Raw genomic sequence first — 23,307 nt, forward strand, 5'->3', positions numbered from 1 at the left:
TGAGGACGCTTTTTTAATACATTAATGCGTTTATAAGCGAATTACGAGGAGGATTCTAATGGTAAAGTATCAACGCCCACGTGGCACAAAAGATATATTACCTGGTGAAACTGAAAAGTGGCAGTACATTGAAGATACTGCACGAATGCTTTTTCAAGATTATCGTTATCGTGAAATCAGAACGCCAATGATCGAAAACTATCATGTTTTCTCTCGATCATCTGGTGATACCTCTGATATTGTTTCAAAAGAAATGTATGACTTTCATGATAAGGGCGGTCGACATATCGCATTACGTCCAGAAGGGACTGCCGGTGTCGTTCGTGCCTTTATTCAGAATAAACTTTACGGACCAGATACACCAAAACCATACAAAGTTTATTACATGGGCCCAATGTTTAGATATGAACATCCACAGTCCGGCCGTGAACGTGAATTCCATCAGATCGGTGTAGAATCTTTTGGTTCCAAGAGTGCCGAAATGGATGTTGAAGTCATTGCAATGGCAATGGACTTACTTCACCAATACGGTTTAAAGCACTTACACTTAGCTTTAAACACCTTAGGTGACCGGAAGACTAAAGATACCTATTGCAAAGCTTTGATTAAGTACTTAGAACCGCACTTTAACGAATTAAGTGAAGATTCACAGAAGCGGATGCACAAGAATCCTTTACGTGTATTAGACAGTAAAGATCCTCGCGATAAGAAATTCGTTGCTGGTGCGCCATCGATCCTGGATTACTTAACTCCGGAAGCTAAGGCTCATTTTGATCGGGTTAAGCAGTTATTAGATGCCTTGGGCATTAAGTACTACGTCAGTCCAGATGTTGTTCGTGGCTTAGATTACTATAACCACACGATTTTTGAGATTATGGTTAAATCCAGCGCCTTTGGTAACGGCTTCACCACCGTATGCGCCGGTGGTCGTTACAACAAGTTAGTTCATCAGTTAGGTGGGCCTGAAGTCCCTGGAATTGGCTTTGGTTTAGGTGTTGAACGTTTAATCTTAGTTATGAAGTCTAAGCACCTACCATTCCCAAAGGCTAATCCATTAGACGCCTTTGTTGTTAATATTGGTGATAAGGCTGATATTGCTAGTTTAAAGCTGGTTCAAGACTTACGTAATCAGGGGATTTCAACTGATCGTGATTACACCGGTCGTAAACCAGGCTCTCAATTCAAGATGGCTAACAAGTTAGATGCTCATTACACGTTAACAATTGGTGATAAGGAACTTAAGAATAACTCCGTCAGCATTAAATCGATGGATAGCGGTAAACAGGTTACCGTGCCACTCGATAAAGTTGCTAAACACTTTAGTGACGTCGTTAACAAGGATTTTGATGAATAAAATCAGAAGGAGTTCACAGATATGAAACGTACCACATATGCAGGCTTAGTTACTGAAAAGTATCTAGGTCATGAAGTTACTATTACTGGATGGGTCCAGTATCAGCGAAGCTTAGGTAAGTTAGTCTTCGTTGACTTACGTGACCGTGAAGGTGTTGTTCAATTAGTATTTAGTAAGCAGATCGACGAAGACGCCTTAAAGATTGCTCAAGATCTACGTAGCGAATACGTTATTGGTGTTACTGGTAAAGTTGTTGCCCGTAAGCCAAAAGAAGTTAATCCTGATATGAAGACGGGTAAGGTTGAAGTTCACGTTACCAAGATCGTGGTCTTCAACAAGGCTGATACTACACCGTTCGAAATCAAGGATCACATCAATGCTTCTATGGAATTACGTCTAAAGTACCGTTACTTAGATTTACGTCGTCGTCCTGTATTACGTGGGATGTTAATCCGTAACCAGATTGCTAAATCCGTCCGTAGTTTCTTTAATGATCATGGCTTTATTGATGTTGAAACACCTGATTTAACGATCTCTAGTCCAGAAGGTGCTCGTGATTACTTGGTACCAAGCCGTGTTCACCCAGGTTCCTTCTACGCATTACCACAATCACCACAGCAGTTTAAGCAAATGTTAATGGGTGCCGGCTTTGACCGTGTTTACCAGTTGGCCCGTTGCTTCCGTGATGAAGATTTACGTGGTGACCGTCAGCCTGAATTTACCCAGATCGATATGGAAACTTCATTCTTGAACCGTTTCCAGATTCAGTCCTTAACTGAACAGATGATCGCTCGAGTAATGAAAGAAACCTTGGGCATCAACATTAAGACTCCGTTCCCACGTTTAACCTGGCAGGAATCCATGGATCGTTTTGGTACTGACCAACCTGATACCCGTTACAAGATGGAATTAAAGGATGTCTCTGACATCATGAAGGGTACCAGCTTCAAGATCTTTGCTAACGTCTTAAACAGTGACAACGGTCAAGTTAAAGGAATTGCGGTTCCAAACGGTGCTAAGCATTATTCCCGTAAAGATGTTGACCGCTTCGCTAGTTATATTAAACGTTTTGGTGCTAAAGGCTTAGCATGGATGAAAGTTACTGATGGTAGCTTCAGAGGTCCAATCGCTAAGTTCTTCAAGCAGGACTACGATGCCATTACTAAGCGGATGGGTGCTAACCCTGGTGACTTATTACTATTTGTTGCTGATACGCCAAAGGTAGTTGCTGGTTCATTAGGTGCCGTTCGTGAAAAGATCGCCGCTGAATTAGGCATGGTACCAAAGAACGTCTTTAACTACTTATGGATCACTGACTGGCCATTATTTGAATACGATGATGGTATTAAACGCTGGGTTCCAGCCCATCATCCATTCACGATGCCTAACTACGAAGATGCTCATTACTTAAACAAGGGCGAAGATCCGTATAAGGCTCATGCCCAAAGTTATGACATTATCTTGAACGGTTTAGAATTAGGTGGTGGATCCATCCGTATCCATACACCAGGATTACAGATGAAGATGTTCCATGCCTTAGGTTTTACGACTGAACGTGCTAAGAAGCGTTTTGGTTACTTCTTACGTGCATTACACTATGGCTTCCCGCCGCATGGTGGTTTAGCAATCGGCTTAGATCGTTTTGCTAGATTATTGGCACAGGCACCTAACATTCGAAACGTCATTGCATTCCCTAAGAATTCAAAGGCTTCCGAACCGTTAACCGGTGCTCCGCGTCCAGTAACTAAGGGTCAATTAGAAGATGCCCACATCAAGGTTGATCTTGCTAAACACGGAATTCATTTCGATAAGTAAATCATTTTTTGAAATTTAATATTAATTTTCTTAACTAGGTTATAAATTTATTTATAACCTAGTTTTTTGTTTTTAATTGAAAAATTATATCCAATCCATTTAAAATTGAACGAGTTAATTTTAAAATATAAAATGATGCGTTATTTCATTAATGTATCAGAGAATACGTGTTAAGTATCGATAAATGGAGCGGAATTTTATGAAGAAACAAATTGATTTAAGTGTTATTGTTACTTGCTATAATATCGAACACTATTTAAAAGATTGTTTAGATTCATTAAATAAAACGATTTTCCCAAAAGAAAATTTAGAAATCCTGTTAGTTGATGATGGATCAACCGATGGGACACCTAAAATTGTTGATGAATATTCTAATAAATATCCATATATTAAGGCCTTACATAAAACCAATGGTGGTGTGAGTTTAGCCCGAAACTATGGGATGGACCATGCATCCGGTAAGTACATTGCGTTTGTTGATGGTGATGATATCGTTCCACCAAATGCATATACAGACTTAATGTATACTGCTGAAGTCCATGATTCTCAAGTTGTCGTTGGCTTCGTTAAACGTTTTGATAATTTACGTTGCCACGGTTCCTATCTACATAAATTTGCTGTTAAAGACACTAAAATTAACACTACGTTAGACAAGACCCACAGTCTTTTATATGACACCACGACCTGGAACAAGGTCTATTTACGAAGCTTTTTAGTTAAAAATAACATTCGTTTTATTCCTCATATCTTATATGAAGATTTGCCGTTTACCTTAGATGTCCATCTGCATTCCAAGCGAACGTCATTAATTAAAGATGTTGTTTACTATTGGCGTTGGCGTCCGCAGTCAATCACGCAGAGTCGCAGCGCATTATCTAACTTTAAGAGCCGAATCAATTCATTGAAGATTTGCCGACAGATGTTGGTCAAAGCTGGCTATAAAGATTCTGATAGCTTAATGGTGGATTTTCGTAAGAAGGTCATGGGCTTAGATATCCATATCTTTCTAGAAAACATTGGTGATTCTCAGGAAGATTATATCTATAAAGCTCAGGAAATGATCTATAAATTTATGCGAGATTGGCATTTATGGACATCACCTTACATGAAGAAATTACCAATCAAAGATCAAATCATGTATTACGCAGTTAAAACCGCTAACTTTGAACTTCTTAAGAAGTTTACATACGTAAAGAATAAGGATATTGGTTACTTAAAGCCAACCAAGTTTTCACACCATTATAAATTTGAAATTTCTGAAGACGATTCATCGGTTAACTCCCACATTAATTACAGTGCCGGGACGTTACCAACTACCCAGCGTTTTACCGGATTGACGGTGGATGAAGATAAGCACACCATCTCTGGTAAAGGGATGTTCCGAATCAGGAACGTTCGGTTGTTTAAGAAACCGTTCAGCGATCAAAATCGGAATGAAGATATTTCGGCTAAGTTAGTCAACGTTGATAACCATAAGGTTTACCCAATTCACTTCTTACGTAAGCGAACCGCATCCTATAAACGAGTTCTTCATCCAGCTACGATGTGGACTAATTCACGATACAAGTTTAAATTTAACTATCAGAAAGCGATTAAGGCCTTGGGCTCTGGGAATTGGTTAATTGAAGTCCATGACGTTCTTGATAATAAGTTCTGGGTCAACGACTATATCTGTGCACCAAGTAAAGCTTCAAAAGCATTATTTAACCCAATTTCAGGTCATCAGTTTAAGTTTACCGATGACTTTAACACTAACTGGCAGTTAGTGTTTAAGGCTCGTTCAAAGCAAGCCATGAAACAGAATAACGAAATTAATCGAATTAGTAATCCTCAAATTAAAGACGGGGCATTATATTTTGATGCTCAATTGAACAATGATTATATTACGCCAACCATCGTTTTTGATGCTTACCACCGTCTTTCTGGCCAGGTAATTAACGATAATGACCAGGTTTACATTAAATTCGATTTGAGTAAATGGCCGTTAAAGTACGCTCAGAAGCGTTATCAATTATTATTAATTCATAATAAAACCAATAAAGAAGTTCCGTATTTATTTAATACGGATCATAATTTTGATCTGAAGTCAGTCAATGATCAAAAAGAAGTTCTAGTTTCATATCTTGACCGAAACGCGATTAACGTTGCTTATCGATTTGCTCAATTTAAGGTTAATAAGTATTCATTAGTGAATGGTCGTAATTTGCGGGTTATTAGTACGCTTGGGATGCCGTATCACGAACATGAATATCAATATAACCACGCTAAGATCGTGCTAGTCAATAAGTCATTAAAGAATCGTTATGTATTAACGATTAAGAGGCACCAGGTCAAATTTAACGGTCGTCAGATGATTTTCACGATCCCATTATTAACCCGTAATTTAAAGCAGCTCCGGGTTCTTCAAGGTAAATATCATTTTATGGTGTATCTACCAGCCGATCGTAACCACGTTGTGAAGACTGGCTTAACGTTAGCTCCATCCTTAAACATGGACACGCCAAAAACGTTATCCATGAATACCAGGGATCAGGTTACGTACCAGGTAATCCGGAGTGATAACGGTTCATTCCGAATTAAGATCAAGCAACCGTGGGTTGGCCTAGATAGTTCCAGAAGTTATCGAGCCCTTGCTTACACGTTGATTTATCCACTCATGAGAATGTTACCGATCAAACGGAACACCATCGTCTTTGATTCCTATTGGGCCAGTCAGTTCAGTAGTAATGAGCGGTCAATGTATGAGTATATTCGAAAACATTTCCCAAAGATGAATACCGTTTGGTTCTTTAAGAACCGCTTGACACCGATTGATGGAAACGCCAAGCGAGTTCGGGTCTTCTCGTTAAAGTATTGGTATTACTTAGCTACCGCCAAGTATTTAGTTCAGAACGCTAATTTCCCTGACCAGTACTTTAAACGAGCCGGCCAAATTGAGGTTGAAACTCTTCACGGAACGTTCTTAAAACACATGGGCTTTGATGAGCCTCATTTTAAGAACGCAACCCGAAAGATTCAGGACAATTTTGCCCGTCGAAACCGCCGCTGGGATTATATGGTGGTTCCTTCCAATTACATGAAACGAACCGCTTCCCAGGCTTTCGATTATCATCAGAAGGTAATTGAATCTGGTTTTCCAAGAAATGATACGTTAATAACTCATGATAACAAGACGTATATTAACGCCATTAAGAAACGGTTAAACATTCCGCTTGATAAAAAGGTTATTCTATACGCTCCAACGTACCGTAAGAACATGGCCTTTAACTTCACGTTGGATTTAGATCGTTTGCAGCGTGAATTAGGCGATAAATACGTTTTCTTGGTTCGTCTGCATTACTTTGTTGCTCATTCGGACAGCTTCTTTGATAATCCAGGCTTTGTTTATGACGTCAGTGATTATCCTGATATTAATGATCTGTATTTAATCAGTGATGTCATGATCACGGATTATTCGTCAGTAATGTTTGATTATGCCTACTTAAAGCGGCCGATGATCTTCTATCCTTATGATAAGAAGATGTACTTGGATGACCGGAACCGTGGAACTTATCTAAACTATGACGAAAGTATGCCCGGTCCAATCGTTATGAACGAAAATAGTTTGATTCATGCAATTAAGAATCTGGATCAAGTTAAAGATCAATATCATGATAAATTGATCCACTTCTATGATAGATTTGCTCAATTTGGTCGCAAGGGCAATGCTACCCAACAGGTAGTTAATACCGTTTTAAACACCAAGGATAGTCAATTAGATCAAGCACCGGATCGTCATGTGATCTTCAATAAGTTCTGGCATTGGTTCCAGATCGAAGATTTCCAGTCATTCTTACTGAATTATCTGGGTCAGGTTTTGCCAAAGCGTAACATCATTATGTTTGAAAGTTTCTTTGGTACTAAGTATTCAGATAATCCAAAGGCAATCTATCTATACATTAAGAAGCATTATCCGAAGTATAAATTATACTGGAACGTTAATCCTGAAGACGTACCGTTCTTTAAGAAGCATCACATTCCATATGTCGTCCGATTTAGTTATCGAGGAATGTTTAAACAGGCTCAGGCTAAATACTGGATTACTAATGCGCGTCGTCCATTCCGTTGGATCGTGCCGAGAAATACGATTGTCTTACAGACTTGGCACGGAACGCCGTTAAAGACGATCGGTAGTGATGTTAACCTGGTTACCATGCCTGGTAATAACGTTGCTAAGTATCATCAGCAGGTCTATCAGGATAATATCCGCTGGAATTACTTATTAATTCCTAATATGTATTCTGAAAAGATTATGCCACGAGCATTTAGAGAAGATACTTCTCAATTAATGCTAACGGGATACCCACGAAACGATATCTTAGTTAACGCTAGTCCAGACTACGTTAAGAAGATTAAGAAGCGTTTAGGTATCAATCCGCATAAAAAGGTTATTCTTTATGCACCAACCTGGCGTGATGATGAATTCGTAAAAAGTGATGAATTCGTTGCTCACTTACATTTAGATTTATCCAAATTTAAGAAGCATTATGGCAACAAAGTGGTTGTATTAGTTCGAACCCATTACATGATTTCGAATCACTTGGATTTATCCAAGTATAAGGACATTGCAATTAACGTTAGTGATTATCAGGATATCGCTGATTTATACTTGATCAGTGACGTTTTGATCACTGATTATTCATCCGTCATGTTCGACTATGCAATTCTGAAGCGACCGATCATCTTCTTTGATTATGATTTTGATAACTATGCTAAGAGCACCCGTGGTTTCTACTTTGACTTCCGTAAGATTGCTCCAGGTCCAATTGTTACGACGACTGATCAAGTAATTCAGAAATTGGACCCAATTTTAGAAGGTCACTGGCACATGAGCGATAAATACCGTCAATTCTCTGCTAAGTTCAATAAGTGGATGGACGGTAAAGCCACGGCCAGAGTTGTCCATCAGTTATTTACGGGGGACAATGTTCACCAACATTACTTCACCAAGAAGCCGTTTGGCTTACCTAGTCAAGTCAAGGTTAAAGATGGTGCCGCAATGTGGTTGCCTGATAAAGATTTTCGAAAGCGGTTCGAAGTTAACTTCTACAAGAATTACGACAATGATGACCATACCTTTAAAGTTATTAAGGGCATGCAGTTACAGTCAGCATCCTTTAATGAATTGATTGGAATGAAATTTGTTCTGATCGAAGATCCAGACCAGTCGTATCAAGTATGGGTTAACCTTGATGATTTAAAGCCGGTTAATAAGTAATAAATTAAGATTAAAAACGGGACCTAATCATTTTATGATCAGGCCCCGTTTTTTGCCCATGATCGATCTGGACTTTCAACTTATTATGCGTAAATGGTATAATATTAAAATGAGTTGGTGATAAAAATTTCTTTGATAAAAAGCCTGTACCTATGGCTCGTTAAAGTCATCTCGCTTTTGCATTTTCATAAAGATCGAAAAAACGTTGTTTATATTATGAGTTTTGACAATAATATGAACCTGATCTATAAGATTGCAAAAGCGATGCCAGAAGGTCACCACTTAATTGTTTTTTACACCAGGATCAATCCGCACCAAAGAGCTATTTTGGCGTTACATAGAAGACGCATCCGAGCAATCTGTTTTAAAGATGGCTTGCGTTTTGTTTTTAAGCTACTGCCAATTATCTTGAGTGCAAGATTGATTATTTGTGATAATTACTATCCGTTTTTGGGCGGCTTAAAGTTACCTAAAAACGTCAAGGTGATTCAATTGTGGCATGCTGACGGTGCCGTTAAAGAGTTTGGCTGGGGTGATCCTGACACAGCTCATCAAAGTCGTAGCGATCAACATCGGTACCAATCCGTATATAATCATTTTGATAATTATGTCGTTGCATCAAAAGCGATGGGACAGGTATTTGTTAATGATTATCATATCCCGTTCTCGCGGATTCGGTTATTAGGTTATCCACGTTCGGATATCTTTTTTAATCGAAAATGGATTGAACGATCGCGAAGACAAGTTCTAAAGCGATATCCACAGTTTAGAGGGCGCCGGATTATTTTATACGCCCCGACATATCGAAAGGGCGTTAAGTATAATCCACCGATTGGGTTGGTAAAGTCATTAACGAGTGATCCAAAGGCGATCGTCATTGTTAGACTTCATCCCGCGTTACGAGATCAATTTTCCTGGATTGAACAAGAAATTGGCTTTTCATCAAGGTTGTATTATCTAAATAACGCGTCGACCGCTAAGTTATTGACGATTACCAATACTTTGATCACGGATTATTCGTCAGTAGCGTTCGACTATAGTTTATTGCCACGGGCTCATTCACTGATCTTTTTCATGTATGATCTAGCAAAGTACCAGAAAATGCCAGGTTGCCAGCCTAATTTCTTGAATTGGTTACCGGATTCGCCGGTCGAGAACGTGAAAGATTTGGCGAGAGTCATTAAACAAAATAAGAAGACAAATCTTAAGGCCTTTAATTTACGCTGGAATACGTATAACGATGGCCATGCATCTGATAGATTTATTCATCATTATATAGAACCATTGAGAAGAAGGAATTGATTTGAAAGACATCGGAGTGTTGATTAAGGAACAACTGGGTAATTTAGGAATTATGTTCAGGATTTCCAAATACCAGGACATGTCGGATTATCAAAGTCATTATCTAGGGTTAGTTTGGGAATATCTATATCCACTAATTCAGATTGGTATTTACTGGCTAGTCTTTGGGATTGGCCTAAAAAAAGGAACTTCAACGGGTGTTGATTACCTGACCTGGATGGTTATCGGCATTACGCCGTGGTTCTATATGAATAGTGTAACCAACCAAGCTAGTAAGAGTATCTACCAGCAGGTTGGCATGGTCTCCAAAATGAAGTTCCCAGTCAGCGTTTTACCAACTATTAAATTAATCAGTAATTTAAGTTCGTTCTGGACCATGCTGGCTTTCTCAATCGTGATCGCGTACTTCCGTGGTGGCTTAATGCCGACGATTTATTGGCTCCAGTGGTTCTACTACTTCTTCGCTATGATCATGTGGCTAGTAGCATTTGGGATCTTTAATTCAACCATTACCGTCCTGATTCGTGATTACCGAATCTTCTTACAATCAGTAATGCGTGTTCTATTTTACATGTCCGGAGTTCTATTTAATTTTGAAACGAATGCCTTTCCAGCACCATTTGCTAGAATTTTACAGTTAAATCCATTCTTCTACGTCATTTCAGGCTTCCGTGATTCGATGTTCTCACAATACTGGTTCTGGCAGCGACCGATTTTAACGATCGTCTTCTGGTTGATGGTATTGTTCTTCCTGCTAGTTGGATCACACTTGCATTACAAGTTCCGTGCTCGGTTTGTTGATTTGATCTAATTTAAGGAAGTCTCGTTCGTAATGAATTTTACACATCGAATTATTTATCGTTTAATCAAGTTAATTAAAATAATAATTCGGAATGGGCTCATCGTTTTAAACGATGGGCTTATTTGCTTACCTGTTAAGAAGAATTATTATCTCTTTGAAAGTTTTAACGGGAAAGACGTCAGTGATAATCCTGCCGCAATTTATAAGCAACTGGTCCATGATGATCCATCAACTCGTGATCGGGCTTACTTTGGGGTTAAACCGGGGATGTATAAGGAATTACATGAAAAGTACCCGAACGTTCATCTCTTGAAGCGGTTTATGCCCAAGTGGATTTACTGTACCGCTCGAGCTCAGTTCTGGATTTTTAATTCTAGGATGCCAACTTGGTGGCGCAAGAATAAGGGAACTGTATATATTCAAACGTGGCATGGGACGCCCCTTAAGAAGTTAGGCCTGGATATGAAACAAGTTGAAATGCCAGGGACCAGTACCAAACGCTATAAAAAGCATTTTAAGAAGGAAACTCAGCGCTGGGACTATTTAATCGCACCAAACCTATACTCAGAAAAAATCTTCAAGAGTGCATTTGCTTTTAAGAACCGGTTCCTAAAGATTGGCTATCCGCGAAATGACGTTTTATATCGTGATGATCGACCGGAAGTTATTAAGCGATTAAAGAAATCATTACTGGGTCGTTCTGATGTTCATGTAATTACGTATGCACCGACTTGGCGGGACGATGACTACATTACCCGTGGTGCGTACCGTTTTGAATTGAAATTCAGTTTAAAGGAATTTTTCAAGCACGTTCCTAAAGACACGATTTTGATTATTCGACCGCATTACTTGATCAAGAGCAAGATTGACGTTGGTAAGTTTAAGGATCGCGTTAAGGTCATGCGCGACGTTGACATTAGCAAGTTATATCTAATCAGTGATTTACTGATTACGGATTACTCATCCGTAATGTTTGATTATGCTAACCTTAATCGACCAATGCTATTCTTTAGCTATGATTTAGCGCATTATCGAAATACGTTACGCGGCTTCTACTTCGATTATCAAAAGGATATTCCAGGACCGTTAGCAACGACTGCGGATCAGTTATATAAAGATCTAGATGTGTATACTAAACATCACGGCTTCCCAGAGTATGCTGAAAAGATGAAACAATTCCGGCATAAGTACTGTACATGGGAATCCGCTGATTCGTCAGAAAAAGTGGTTCAATTACTAAAAAAAGTTGGTAAATAGTATTTACCAACTTTTTTATTATTGCTTTAAATTCAATTAATTAATGCCAAGGCTTTCCATAATAATGGTTGCCGTTTCTTCGATTGACTTATCAGCAACGTTAATGATTAAGCAGCCGATTTTTCGGTAAAGCTGAATGGCGTAGTCCAATTCCTTTTTAATTTGCTTAGGATCCGAGTATGGCGTGTTAGGGCCTAATCCATAGGCAACGGTTCGAGCACTTCGGATTCGCTGTAAGATCTTAATTGAATTGGTTAAACCAAAGATACGGTTCTTGTCGACATTCCAAATCTGTTTTGGTAACTGAGTCTTTGGACCGATCGGAACGTTAGCGACCTTTAACTTTTTATTGGCAAGATAGAGTGATAACGGGGTCTTCGACGTTCTGGAAACACCTAAGATCACGATGTCAGCTTTATCCAAATCCTGTGGATCCTTACCATCATCGTTGGCAACGGCGAATTCCATTGCGGCAATTCGGTCGAAGTAGTTATGGTTTAATTGGTGGATCATCCCGGTCTTCATAACAGGCTTAACGTTTAACTTCTGGCTAATCATGGTTACCGGTGCGTGCAAGCAATCGAATGTATATAAGTGACGGCATTTAGCAACGTCATTAATCATGTCATTTAACTTTGGACTGACCAAGGTATAAAAAATCATGGCGCTTTTCTGGATTGCCAATTTTAAGATTCCGTTCAGTAAAGATTCGGTCGTAATGAATGGGAACCGTTGATAATTAACTTTGATATCTTTGAATTGAGAAATGGCAGTTTTGGCGACTCTTAAAGCTGTGCCACCACTGGAATCTGAAATAACAAATAGATTTAGTTCTGACATTAATATCATTTCCTTACGTGTTATTTATATTATAGCGATATTTGTGACGGGTGTCATTGCGTCGTAATTGACCTAAATTCAGATGTTTTGTATAATTATAAGGAAACTATTTATAAATTTAAATTCGTTTAGACATATTCAAACGTCTCTGTTGCAACTCTCAGGGGCGTTTTTAAATTAAACTTACAGGGGAGTAACGTTTATGAGTTTAAATGAAACGTTAACTAAAGATATGATCAAAGCTATGAAGGCTCGAGACAATTCTTCTTTATCAGTTATCCGTCAGTTAAAGACTGATTTAACCAATAAGAAGATTGCCTTAGGTCGTGACTTGACACCAAAAGACGAAACTGCCGTTGTCATGCACGAAGTTAAGCAGCATAAGGAATCAATCGATGCCTTCAAAAAGGGTAAGCGTGCTGATTTAGTTAAGGAACAAGAAACCTACTTAAAAGCTCTTATGAAATATGCTCCAAAGCCGTTAACTTCTGACCAGGTTAAAAAGTTGGTCAGTGACACCATTAAGCAGGTCCATGCCACCAGCATGAAAGACTTTGGTAAAGTTATGGGAACCGTTATGGGTAAGGCTAAAGGCCGTGCTAATGGTACCGTAATTAATAAGATGGTTCGTCAGTTACTTAAGTAATTAAAAAATCTTCATCAAAGAACTTCTTCTATGAAGTACTTTGATACATAAATAGATATAGTTCATAAAATTATCGGATTATGCTAACATAAGCATAAATTATTAATGAAAGGGTCATTGTAAGATTGGCAGAAAGCGCTGGATCAGTTAAAAAATTTACTTTAGAAGATTTGAACGATGCGCCTAAATTATTGGGCGTTCGTGATAAATTCGCGTCACTTTTAGAAGATGGGATGGACGTTTCGATCAATTTACGGGGAACTACCATTAAAGTTGCTGGTAAAAATACTCGTGATACAAGTTTAGTCCTAGCCATCTTTAAGCATATGCTGAACCTTATTCATAAGGGGATTACTTTGCATAGTAGCGACTTCATTAGTGCAATGAAGATGGCAAAGGGTGATACTCTAGATTATTTTGAAGGCTTATATAATAAAGTCCTGATCCATGATCATAAGGGTCATCCCGTTAGGGTCAAAAATTTTGGCCAGCGTGAATATGTTCAGGCCGTTAAAAATAATGACATTACGTTTGGGATCGGGCCTGCCGGTACTGGTAAGACCTATCTAGCCGTCGTTATGGCCGTTAACGAACTCAAGACTGGTAAGGTTGATAAAATCGTTGTAACCCGTCCAGCTGTTGAAGCTGGTGAAAGTCTTGGTTATTTGCCTGGTGACTTAAAAGAAAAGATTGACCCATATCTTCGACCGATTTACGATGCATTGTTTTCAGTTATCGGTGCTGATCATACCCGTCGGTTAATGGACCGTGGAATTATCGAAATTGCACCGTTAGCTTATATGCGTGGTCGAACTTTAAACTCGTCATTTGTAATTCTAGATGAAGCGCAAAACACCACGAACGCTCAGATGAAAATGTTCTTAACTCGTTTAGGTTTTGGGTCTAAAATGATTGTCAATGGTGATATATCGCAAATTGATCTACCTAAGAGTAAAGAAAGTGGCCTAGTTCAAGCTAGGACTATTTTAAAGAACGTTAAGGGGATTCATTTCGTTCAATTTACTTCACAGGATGTAGTCAGACATCCAATCGTCGCCAGAATTATCAATGCATACGAAAAATATCATAAGTAACGAGGAATTTTATGGATTTAGAAATATACAAACGAACTAAAGAAAACGTACCACAGAAAGATATTGATTTAATTCGGGGCCTTCTCCAGCATGCTGGCAAGGTCTTAAAATTAAAGGATAATACTGAAATGTCCGTTACGATCATGGATAACGCCCAGATGCAGCGGATGAATAAAAAGTATCGAGGGGTCAACCGGGCAACCGATGTGATTAGCTTTCCAATCAACGAATCTAATTCGTCCGGTAAGGATTTTCCGTTAAAGTTAACGCCTGAAATGAAAGCCGAATTACCCAAGAATTTAGGTGACATCTTTATCTCGATTGATAAGGTTGCCGAACAAGCTGAATTTCTTCAGCATTCAAAAGCTCGTGAACTAGGCTACTTAGTCGTTCATGGCTTTTTACATCTAAACGGCTATGATCATATTAAGCCTGAAGACCAAAAGGTAATGTTCCCGTTGCAGAGAAAGATCCTGGATAGCTATGGCCTCACAAAATGATCATCAAATAACAAAGAATAAGAATTTTTGTCAGTCATTAGGTCATGCCTGGGATGGCATTATTGACCTGTTTAAAGAGGAACGTAACTTTCGTTTCCATACGTGTGCGGCAATGACGGTGGTAGTCATTGGCCTGATTCTACATGTGAGCTTAGAAGATTGGTCCTGGTTACTGGTCGCAATCTTCGCCGTTCTCGTTATGGAGGGCGTTAACACGGTTGTTGAAAACATGGTTGATCTAGAAGTCGGTCATCACTATAACCTGCGTGCTAAACACATCAAGGACATTGCTGCTGGTTGTGTGCTAGTTACTTCTTTTTTTGCGGCAATCATTGGTTGCATTGTTTTCATACCCGTTTTATTAAGATTGGTATAAATTATCGAGAGGAAATTATAAATGAAATTAGATCCTAACTATAAATCTGGATTTATCGCAATTATTGGTCGGCCAAACGTTGGTAAATCAACGTTATTAAATCGAATGATCGGTCAAAAGGTTGCTATCATGACGGATAAGCCACAAACGACTCGTAATAAAATCCAGGGTGTTTATACGGACAAAGGTCATCAGATTGTTTTTGTTGATACGCCTGGAGTTTTGAAGCCCAAGAATAAACTTAGTGACTTCATGGAAGATTCAGCGATGTCAGCACTTAAGGGTGTCGACGGGATCTTATTTATGATTAACGCGCTTCAACCACGTGGTGCCGGTGATAACTTTATTATCAAGCAGTTAAAACAGGTTAAAGTTCCCGTTTATTTAGTCATTAACAAGATTGATCAGGTTAATCCAAATAAGTTGTTACCAATTATGGATTCATACAAGAACGCCATGAATTGGACGGATGTTTTCCCGATTTCTGCTCTCCAGGGTAACAATGTTGATGAACTATTGGATGATTTAAAGAAACACTTACCGAAGGGCCCACAATATTATCCAAGTGACCAGGTTACTGACCATCCAGAACGGTTTATCGTTTCCGAATTGATCCGTGAAAAAATCTTTGAGTTAACCCGTCAGGAAATTCCTTATTCGGTTGCAGTTCAAGTCCAGAGCATGAACTCAAAAGTTGGTAATAAATTATTGATCAGAGCTTTAATTATCGTTGAACGTCCTGGACAAAAGGGCATTATTATCGGCCGCCGTGGTTCGATGCTGAAGAAGATCGGGACGTTAGCCCGTCAAGATATTGAACGATTACTCGGTACGGGTGTCTATTTGAAGTTATGGGTTAAGGTTTACCCACACTGGCGAGATAACAAGTCAATCCTTAACCAGTTAGGCTATAAGCGTAGTGACTATTAAGTTAATTCAGGTGATCTGATGAGCATCCGTCGGCAACTTACTTTTCACGGAATTTTACTTTATCGTAAATATTATGGTGAACACGGGATGCTAATTAAATTTTTTACTGCTGAATGCGGTAAAAAAATGTTTTTAGTCAGGGGTGCGACTCGCAGCCGTTTTAAAATGAAGGCTGACATTTTACCATTCACGTATGGTGTGTATACCGGAAGTATCGCCTATCACGGTCTGTCTTATTTGAAGTCTGCCGAATCAACGCATCACTACCTGAACATCATTAATAATATCAATCTGAATGCCTACGCCACGTATATTATGGGTTTAATCGACGCCGCATTTCCTGATAGTCATCCGGCCGTGAAATGGTTTGATAAATTATATTACGGCCTGAAATTGATTAACGATGGCTTGGACCCGGAAATTATTACTAATATCTTTGAAATTCAATTATTGTCGGTCTTTGGAGTTGCACCAGATTTAAAGGGCTGTGTAATTTGCGGTCGTCACGACTTACCAATGGATTATTCGGATAAATACGGTGGCTTACTATGTATTCATCACTGGGATCATGATCCGCATCGCTCGCATCTGGATTCCAAAACAGTTTATTATCTTCGGGTATTATCAAAGGTCCCGTTGAAAAAAATCGGTCGGATCAACGTTAGTAAACGAACTAAACAGCAGTTACGTCGCCAATTAGACGATATATATGATAACTCCGTAGGTTTGCGATTGAAGAGCAAGCGCTTTTTAGATCAGATGCAGCGGTTTAAGCTCTAGTTTGACAAAAATCACCAGTTAACTTACTATTAAATTGAAATTACTGTTATCGGTAGTGAGAAAAGATGGCTAAATCTAATCGTTTAAAGCGAGATCAGGATGATGAGAGCTGATCGAGATTAAATTTAACTTTGGCGCTTTTTGAACCGATTTTATTTGAGAGATTTTATTTTATAAATCAAGTGCTAGTTTTAATTAACTAGAAGTAGGGTGGAACCGCGAAAAAGAATCGTCCCTATGTAAAGTCGTTTTGAACTTTGCATAGGCTTTTTTTATGCCAAGTTTCTTTTTTAAGGAGGATACACCAATGAAAAAGAAATTGTCGTTGCAAGAGATTATTTTTACCTTGCTAAAGTATTGGACATCCAAAGGCTGTTTATTGATGCAGGCTTACGATGTTGAAAAAGGTGCCGGAACCATGAACCCGTTCACGTTCTTACGTGCCTTAGGGCCAGAACCGTGGAAGGTTGCTTATGTTGAACCTTCACGTCGTCCGGCCGATGGTCGTTATGGTAAGAACCCGAACCGTTTATACCAGCATCATCAGTTCCAGGTATTAATGAAGCCCGCTCCGAAGAATATCCAGAAGTTATACATTGGTAGTTTAAAGGCTTTAGGAATTGATCCTAAGGAACATGATATCCGTTTCATGGAAGATAACTGGTCTAACCCGTCAATGGGTTGTGCCGGTGTCGGCTGGGAAGTCTGGCTCGATGGCATGGAAGTTACCCAATTTACGTACTTCCAAGAAGTCGGTGAACACCAGATGCACCCGGTTGCTTCCGAAGTTACCTATGGCTTAGAACGTTTGGCAATGTACATTCAAAATGTCAACAGTGTCTACGACTTAGACTGGGGCTATGGTGTCAGTTATGGTGATATCTTTAAGGAACCCGAATACGAACACTCTAAGTACGCTTTTGAAACCAGTAATCAGCAGATGCTTTTAAAGCGTTTTGATGACTGTGAAAAAGAAGCTTGGACTCAAATTAATTTAGGTTTAGTTCATCCCGCTTATGACTACATCTTAAAGTGCAGTCATACCTTTAATTTATTGGATGCTCGAGGCACCGTATCAGTTACTCAGCGTGCCGGTTACTTACACAGGATCCGTCGACTCGCACATGCCGTAGCATCCGCATTCATTAAAGCACGTAAGCAACTCGGCTTCCCGTTGATTAAAGACCCGAAAGTTCGTCGTAAAATCTTTGGTAAAAAAGATCCGCTGAAGAACAACAAGGGGGATAAGTAAAATGAAACATACGTTTTTACTTGAAATCGGTTTAGAAGAAGTCCCGTCCCAGCTAGCAACTTCCAGTGCTAAACAGTTAGTTCGTCGTGCGGGTAAATATCTGAAATCAAAGCACATTAGTTTTGATAAGATTACACCATACTATTCACCACGTCACATGGCAATCCGGATTACCGGCTTAGCTGATAAGCAACCTGACGTTAACAAGTCCGTTAAAGGGCCTTCCAAGAAGATCGCCCAGGACGCTAACGGTAACTGGACCAAAGCTGCGATTGGCTTTTCTAAAGGTCAGGGTGCTTCCGTTAAGGACATTACCTTTAAGGATGTTAAAGGTGTTCCTTACGTATTTATCGAAAAACATATTCAAGGTCAGCCCGTATCTAAGATTTTAACAGGTATGAAGCAGGTCATCACTGGAATGACGTTCCCAGACATGATGCGTTGGAACATCTATAACTTCCGGTTCATTCGACCAATTCATACTTTAGTTGCCTTATTAGATGATAAAGTTATTCCGTTCCAGATCTTAGACATTAAAACCGGTCGGAAGACTTATGGTCACCCATTCTTAGGTAAAGAAATCACTTTAAAGGACGCCAATCATTACGTTAAACCGTTATATGACCAGTACGTCATGGTTGATGAAAAGGACCGTAAGCAGCGGATTAAGGATCAATTTGCCGCTTTAGAAAAGAAGCACGGCTGGAAAATCGTTCCTGACCCAAAGTTAATGGAACGAGTAACTAATTTGGTTGAATGGCCAACCGCTTTCTCTGGTGACTTTAAGAAAGAATACTTAAAGATGCCTCCAGAAGTTCTGATTATATCCATGCGTGATAACCAACGTTACTTCTCGGTTGAAGATCATCAGGGTCACTTATTGAACCACTTTGTATCGGTTCGAAACGGTGGGACTGATTACTTAGAAAACGTCATCAAGGGTAACGAACGTGTTCTTACCGCTCGTTTAGATGATGCGATCTTCTTCTACCACTTTGACATGACCCATTCGATCGATTACTTCGTTAACCGTTTGAAGAAGGTTAGTTTCCACGACAAGATCTCGACGATGTACGAAAAGATGCAGCGTGTTCAGGTCATCGCTCAACGTTTAGGTAAACAGGTTGGCTTAAATGCCACTCAATTAAAAGACGTCAAGCGTGCTAGTCAAATCTATAAGTTCGATCTAGAAACCAAGATGGTCAACGAATTCCCTGAATTACAGGGTGTTATGGGCTATGAATATGCTCTACGTAAACATGAAAATAAGCATGTTGCCCAAGCCATCGGTGAACAGTACATGCCAACGTCTTCCACTGGTAAATTACCACAGTCTCCAGAAGGCTCCGTATTATCATTTGCTGATAAGATCGATAGTATTATGACCTTCTTTGCTGCGGGTATGATCCCAAGTGGTTCTCGTGATCCATACGCATTACGTCGTCAGGCTAACGGGATGGTTCGAATTATCCAGGCTCGTCGTTGGCACTTACCATTACATGCCTTCATTAAACAGATCGTTGCTGATGAAGATCAAGCTTCCGTAATTCCAAACCATCTGGATCAAGTTGCTCAGACCAAGAACATCTTGAAGTTCATGAATGATCGAATTGTTAAGGTTCTTCAGGCTGATAAGGTTCGTTACGACGTTATCGATGCCGTTACTGGCGGAACTAGTGATGATTTATTATTCATTATGGATACCGCTAAAGTCTTGAATCAAGCTAAGGAACAATCTGGATTTAAAGACGCCATTGACTCCTTAACCCGTGTCTTACGGATTTCTAAGAAAGCCAAGTTTAACGGTGCCATCAAAGTAGATTCTGGATTATTCAAGAACGATACTGAAAAACAGTTGAATCAGGCGGTTGCCAAGATTACTCCTGGTTATCTGAAGTTAAAGCCGGCTGATGCTTATAAGCGTTTAACCAGCTTAAAAGATGCTATTAATCAGTACTTCGATAAGACAATGGTTATGGCTAAGGATAAGTCATTAAAGACTAATCGTTTGAAGCAGTTAACCATTATTTCTCGAATGATTTTACATCTTGGTAACTTGGATAAATTAGTCGTTAAATAACTGATAAGTTATCGTAATTATGATATGATGAGTCGCACCGGTTTCAGTGCGACTTTTTATGTAGAGTATGGAGTGTTGATATGGCAATGATTCCAAACGACGTGATTGATAAGGTTCGATCACAAGCTAAAATTGAAGATATTGTGGGTAAGTACGTTCATTTAAGCCGTTCCGGCAAGAATTTATTTGCTCATTGTCCATTTCATGAAGACCAAACACCCAGTTTTTGTGTATCACCTCAGCGTCAGATTTTTCACTGCTTCAGTTGTGGCCGTGGTGGCAACGTCTTTGATTTCTTAATGGAAATGAAGAATATGTCGTTTCCACAGTCGGTAACAGCGGTTGCCAAAGATGAAGGCATTAATTTATCAGGTCGATATTTACAGCGTCGACCAAAACGACCCGTTAATAAATTTAAGTTAACGTTAATTAAGATGTACGATAAGGTGGCTCAACTATACCATCATATTTTGATCGATACCGAAGCGGGTCAGCCAGCTCTAGATTATCTTCATCGCCGTGGCTTAACTGATGACACCATTAATGCTTATAATTTGGGCTTTGCTCCGCAGCAACCGTTACTGAAAACCCTTTTCGCGGGTCAGCAATTAAGCCCAACGATTATACAAAAGTCCGGATTATTTATTCAACGACAGAACGGTGAAATGCGTGACCGATTCTTTAATCGAGTTATGTACCCGATTCGGAATCAAAATGGTCAAACGATTGCATTTTCTGGACGAGTATTGAATAAAAAGGCGAGTCCAGCTAAGTATCTGAATAGTCCTGAAACACCCATCTTTCATAAACGAGACGTCATCTTTAACCTTGATAAGGCGAAAGCGACCGTAAAGAAAGTTCACACTGTAATTTTGTTTGAAGGTTATATGGATGTAATGTCGGCTTATCAATCGGGTGTCAAAAACGGGATTGCATCGATGGGGACCAGTTTGACGGGTAATCAAATCAAGGATATCGAAGCGATTAGCCGAAAAGTGTTGGTCTGCTACGATGGTGATGAACCTGGTCAAAAGGCGATCAATCGAGCCGTTAACATCCTGATGCCAACGAGGCTTCAGGTTGGTGTCATTCAGATGCCGAATGGAATTGATCCTGATGAGTACCGTCAAAAATATGGTGAAAAACAATTTTACCATTATGTCCACAGCGCTCAGGAAACACCGACAACGTTCCGACTTCGGTTCTTAAAGCGTGGCCGAAACTTAAATAATCAACATGACCAGTTGGCTTATTTGAAGGATGCTCTAAGAGTGATTGCTCAAGTTAGATCATCCGTAAACCGAGACGTTTATTTAAATGGTCTGGCTCATACTTTTCATGTTAAGGTCCAGGATCTGCAAGGCCAGATTGCAAATCTGGTTCGATATTATCAGAAATTAAATCAATATCAGCATGTCCATCATCAATCTTCGGTTGGTCGAGCTCCGCAGACTCAAGTTACGGAGTTACCGAAGCCAGCGGCCAGGGAAGAACTGGCTGAGCAGATCTTACTGAAAAGAATGCTGTTTGACCACAATATCTGGCTCGAAGTAACCAGTCGAAGTGGCTTTAAATTCTTTGATTTAAAGTATCAGATGCTATATGAAGTAGCTGAAGGCTATTTACGACTGCATAAAAATCAATATGATCCTCATGGATTTGAGCAGTTTGCTGATCGGGCAAACTTAACGCCGTTGGCAAAACAAATTAATTCATTGGACTTATCGAAACAGATTAATAATTCAGGAATTCAAGATTGTGTTAAAATAATAATGATGGCTCCTCTCAAAAAGAAGCTAAAAAAGGTCAAACAAGATCTACAAGATGCTGCAAGCCGTGGTGATACCACGCGTGAGCAGCAAGATACGCAGAAAGTTATTGAAATTATTCGTAAACTCAGGGGGCTTAAGAATGGCTAGAAAGTCAGCTAACAAGAAAGAATTTAAACAGTCCGTTCGGACTTTAATTCGAAAATACAAAAATGTTGGCCATATCACTTACAATATCTTAAGTGATAGTATCGCATTGCCATTTAAGTTGACCACTAAACAATTAGATAAGTTAATCGAAAAGGTTGAAGATTCCGGAATCAGTATCGTTGATGAAAAGGGTAACCCTGATCCGCGAGCTTTAAAGGCTTCACGTAAGGTTACCAAAAAAGAATTAAAGCATTCATCAAAGGCACCGACCGGGATTAAGATTAATGATCCGGTTCGAATGTACTTAAAGGAAATTGGTCGTGTATCACTTTTAACTGCTGATCAAGAAGTTATGCTTGCTCTGCAGATCGAAAAAGGTGATAAAAAGGCCAAACAAAAGTTAGCCGAAGCTAACCTTCGTTTAGTGGTATCAATTGCTAAGCGTTACGTTGGCCGTGGCATGTCATTCTTGGACTTGATTCAAGAAGGTAACATGGGTCTGATGAAAGCCGTTGAAAAATTTGATTATCGTAAAGGTTTCAAATTCTCAACTTACGCTACTTGGTGGATTCGCCAAGCCATCACCCGTGCTATCGCCGATCAAGCTCGTACGATTCGAATTCCTGTTCACATGGTTGAAACTATCAACAAGTTAATTCGAATTCAGCGTCAACAGTTACAAGACTTGGGCCGTAACCCAACACCTGGCGAAATTGGTGCTGAAATGAACATGCCAACATCTAAAGTCCGTAACATTCTAAAGATTTCTCAGGAACCAGTTTCCTTGGAAGCCCCAATTGGTGAAGAAGATGACTCTCACTTGGGTGACTTCATCAAGGATAAGGATGCTACCAGTCCAGCAGACCACGCTTCATACGAACTGTTGAAAGAACAGTTAGGTGAAGTCTTGGATACTTTGACCGACCGTGAAGAAAACGTCTTACGTCTTCGTTTCGGTTTAGATGATGGCCGTACCCGAACTTTAGAAGAAGTTGGGAAAGTCTTTGGTGTCACTCGTGAACGAATTCGTCAAATCGAAGCCAAAGCTTTACGCAAGTTACGTCATCCGTCCCGTAGTAAACAGTTACGAGACTTCTTATAAT

General features: G+C 39.5%; 17 protein-coding genes. 16 read left to right on the forward strand and 1 reads right to left on the reverse strand.

Annotated elements, in window-relative coordinates; genetic code table 11:
- Positions 1-58 precede the first annotated feature (58 nt).
- The 6 genes from hisS to ELX58_RS02180 all read left to right on the forward strand — a co-directional run bounded on the left by hisS (position 59) and on the right by ELX58_RS02180 (position 11,787).
- Positions 59-1,354, forward strand: a complete 1,296-nt coding sequence (hisS, locus tag ELX58_RS02155; RefSeq protein ID WP_133441529.1) for a histidine--tRNA ligase — start codon at positions 59-61, stop codon at positions 1,352-1,354.
- A 21-nt stretch (positions 1,355-1,375) separates the two neighbouring features.
- Positions 1,376-3,169, forward strand: coding sequence for an aspartate--tRNA ligase (aspS, locus tag ELX58_RS02160; protein WP_133441531.1), 1,794 nt, complete (start codon positions 1,376-1,378; stop codon positions 3,167-3,169).
- Between the two features lie 199 nt (positions 3,170-3,368).
- Positions 3,369-8,426 (forward strand): bifunctional glycosyltransferase/CDP-glycerol:glycerophosphate glycerophosphotransferase, encoded by a 5,058-nt coding sequence (locus tag ELX58_RS02165; RefSeq protein ID WP_162614595.1) that lies wholly within the window; start codon positions 3,369-3,371, stop codon positions 8,424-8,426.
- Between the two features lie 216 nt (positions 8,427-8,642).
- Positions 8,643-9,728: a CDP-glycerol glycerophosphotransferase family protein gene (locus ELX58_RS02170; protein ID WP_236747694.1), complete on the forward strand. Its 1,086-nt coding sequence runs from the start codon at positions 8,643-8,645 to the stop codon at positions 9,726-9,728.
- Positions 9,729-9,780: 52 nt separating this feature from the next.
- Entirely contained in the window at positions 9,781-10,539 is a 759-nt protein-coding gene (locus tag ELX58_RS02175) for an ABC transporter permease (RefSeq protein WP_418620992.1), read from the forward strand.
- A gap of 21 nt (positions 10,540-10,560) precedes the next feature.
- Positions 10,561-11,787 carry a CDP-glycerol glycerophosphotransferase family protein gene (locus ELX58_RS02180; protein ID WP_133441535.1) on the forward strand — a complete coding sequence of 409 codons (1,227 nt, stop codon included), beginning with the start codon at positions 10,561-10,563 and terminating at the stop codon, positions 11,785-11,787.
- Positions 11,788-11,823: 36 nt separating this feature from the next.
- On the opposite strand, the gene ELX58_RS02185 is transcribed toward ELX58_RS02180, so the two are convergent.
- Positions 11,824-12,627: a pyruvate, water dikinase regulatory protein gene (locus tag ELX58_RS02185; RefSeq protein ID WP_133441536.1), complete on the reverse strand. Its 804-nt coding sequence runs from the start codon at positions 12,625-12,627 to the stop codon at positions 11,824-11,826.
- Between the two features lie 202 nt (positions 12,628-12,829).
- Between ELX58_RS02185 and ELX58_RS02190 the strand changes: the two genes are divergently transcribed.
- The 10 genes from ELX58_RS02190 to rpoD all read left to right on the forward strand — a co-directional run bounded on the left by ELX58_RS02190 (position 12,830) and on the right by rpoD (position 23,306).
- Positions 12,830-13,273, forward strand: a complete 444-nt coding sequence (locus ELX58_RS02190) for a GatB/YqeY domain-containing protein (RefSeq protein WP_133441537.1) — start codon at positions 12,830-12,832, stop codon at positions 13,271-13,273.
- Positions 13,274-13,398: 125 nt separating this feature from the next.
- Positions 13,399-14,367 (forward strand): PhoH family protein, encoded by a 969-nt coding sequence (locus ELX58_RS02195; RefSeq protein WP_133441538.1) that lies wholly within the window; start codon positions 13,399-13,401, stop codon positions 14,365-14,367.
- Positions 14,368-14,378: 11 nt separating this feature from the next.
- Entirely contained in the window at positions 14,379-14,867 is a 489-nt protein-coding gene (gene ybeY, locus ELX58_RS02200; protein ID WP_133441539.1) for an rRNA maturation RNase YbeY, read from the forward strand.
- Positions 14,851-15,243: a diacylglycerol kinase family protein gene (locus ELX58_RS02205; protein ID WP_133441540.1), complete on the forward strand. Its 393-nt coding sequence runs from the start codon at positions 14,851-14,853 to the stop codon at positions 15,241-15,243. The genes ybeY and ELX58_RS02205 overlap by 17 nt, the downstream gene beginning before the upstream one ends.
- 21 nt (positions 15,244-15,264) lie before the next feature.
- On the forward strand, positions 15,265-16,173 hold the full coding sequence (gene era / locus ELX58_RS02210) for a GTPase Era (RefSeq protein WP_133441541.1): 909 nt from the start codon (positions 15,265-15,267) through the stop codon (positions 16,171-16,173).
- Between the two features lie 18 nt (positions 16,174-16,191).
- Entirely contained in the window at positions 16,192-16,953 is a 762-nt protein-coding gene (gene recO, locus ELX58_RS02215) for a DNA repair protein RecO (RefSeq protein WP_133441542.1), read from the forward strand.
- Positions 16,954-17,260: 307 nt separating this feature from the next.
- Positions 17,261-18,205: a glycine--tRNA ligase subunit alpha gene (gene glyQ, locus ELX58_RS02220; protein WP_133441543.1), complete on the forward strand. Its 945-nt coding sequence runs from the start codon at positions 17,261-17,263 to the stop codon at positions 18,203-18,205.
- A 1-nt stretch (position 18,206) separates the two neighbouring features.
- Positions 18,207-20,285: a glycine--tRNA ligase subunit beta gene (gene glyS, locus ELX58_RS02225; RefSeq protein ID WP_133441544.1), complete on the forward strand. Its 2,079-nt coding sequence runs from the start codon at positions 18,207-18,209 to the stop codon at positions 20,283-20,285.
- An 80-nt stretch (positions 20,286-20,365) separates the two neighbouring features.
- Positions 20,366-22,204 (forward strand): DNA primase, encoded by a 1,839-nt coding sequence (gene dnaG, locus ELX58_RS02230; RefSeq protein ID WP_133441545.1) that lies wholly within the window; start codon positions 20,366-20,368, stop codon positions 22,202-22,204.
- Positions 22,197-23,306: an RNA polymerase sigma factor RpoD gene (gene rpoD, locus ELX58_RS02235; RefSeq protein WP_133441546.1), complete on the forward strand. Its 1,110-nt coding sequence runs from the start codon at positions 22,197-22,199 to the stop codon at positions 23,304-23,306. The genes dnaG and rpoD overlap by 8 nt, the downstream gene beginning before the upstream one ends.
- Position 23,307: the final 1 nt, after the last annotated feature.

Source organism: Acetilactobacillus jinshanensis (assembly GCF_004359375.1).
In the GTDB taxonomy this organism is placed as follows: Bacteria; Bacillota; Bacilli; order Lactobacillales; family Lactobacillaceae; genus Acetilactobacillus; species Acetilactobacillus jinshanensis.

Excerpts from the sequence above, each read along its gene's own strand:
- hisS (WP_133441529.1), top strand. The coding sequence starts at position 59 with ATGGTAAAGTATCAACGCCCACGTGGCACAAAAGATATATTACCTGGT.
- aspS (WP_133441531.1), top strand. The coding sequence starts at position 1,376 with ATGAAACGTACCACATATGCAGGCTTAGTTACTGAAAAGTATCTAGGT.
- ELX58_RS02165 (WP_162614595.1), top strand. The coding sequence starts at position 3,369 with ATGAAGAAACAAATTGATTTAAGTGTTATTGTTACTTGCTATAATATC.
- ELX58_RS02170 (WP_236747694.1), top strand. The coding sequence starts at position 8,643 with ATGAGTTTTGACAATAATATGAACCTGATCTATAAGATTGCAAAAGCG.
- ELX58_RS02175 (WP_418620992.1), top strand. The coding sequence starts at position 9,781 with ATGTTCAGGATTTCCAAATACCAGGACATGTCGGATTATCAAAGTCAT.
- ELX58_RS02180 (WP_133441535.1), top strand. The coding sequence starts at position 10,561 with ATGAATTTTACACATCGAATTATTTATCGTTTAATCAAGTTAATTAAA.
- ELX58_RS02185 (WP_133441536.1), bottom strand. The coding sequence starts at position 12,627 with ATGTCAGAACTAAATCTATTTGTTATTTCAGATTCCAGTGGTGGCACA.
- ELX58_RS02190 (WP_133441537.1), top strand. The coding sequence starts at position 12,830 with ATGAGTTTAAATGAAACGTTAACTAAAGATATGATCAAAGCTATGAAG.
- ybeY (WP_133441539.1), top strand. The coding sequence starts at position 14,379 with ATGGATTTAGAAATATACAAACGAACTAAAGAAAACGTACCACAGAAA.
- ELX58_RS02205 (WP_133441540.1), top strand. The coding sequence starts at position 14,851 with ATGGCCTCACAAAATGATCATCAAATAACAAAGAATAAGAATTTTTGT.
- era (WP_133441541.1), top strand. The coding sequence starts at position 15,265 with ATGAAATTAGATCCTAACTATAAATCTGGATTTATCGCAATTATTGGT.
- recO (WP_133441542.1), top strand. The coding sequence starts at position 16,192 with ATGAGCATCCGTCGGCAACTTACTTTTCACGGAATTTTACTTTATCGT.
- glyQ (WP_133441543.1), top strand. The coding sequence starts at position 17,261 with ATGAAAAAGAAATTGTCGTTGCAAGAGATTATTTTTACCTTGCTAAAG.
- glyS (WP_133441544.1), top strand. The coding sequence starts at position 18,207 with ATGAAACATACGTTTTTACTTGAAATCGGTTTAGAAGAAGTCCCGTCC.
- dnaG (WP_133441545.1), top strand. The coding sequence starts at position 20,366 with ATGGCAATGATTCCAAACGACGTGATTGATAAGGTTCGATCACAAGCT.
- rpoD (WP_133441546.1), top strand. The coding sequence starts at position 22,197 with ATGGCTAGAAAGTCAGCTAACAAGAAAGAATTTAAACAGTCCGTTCGG.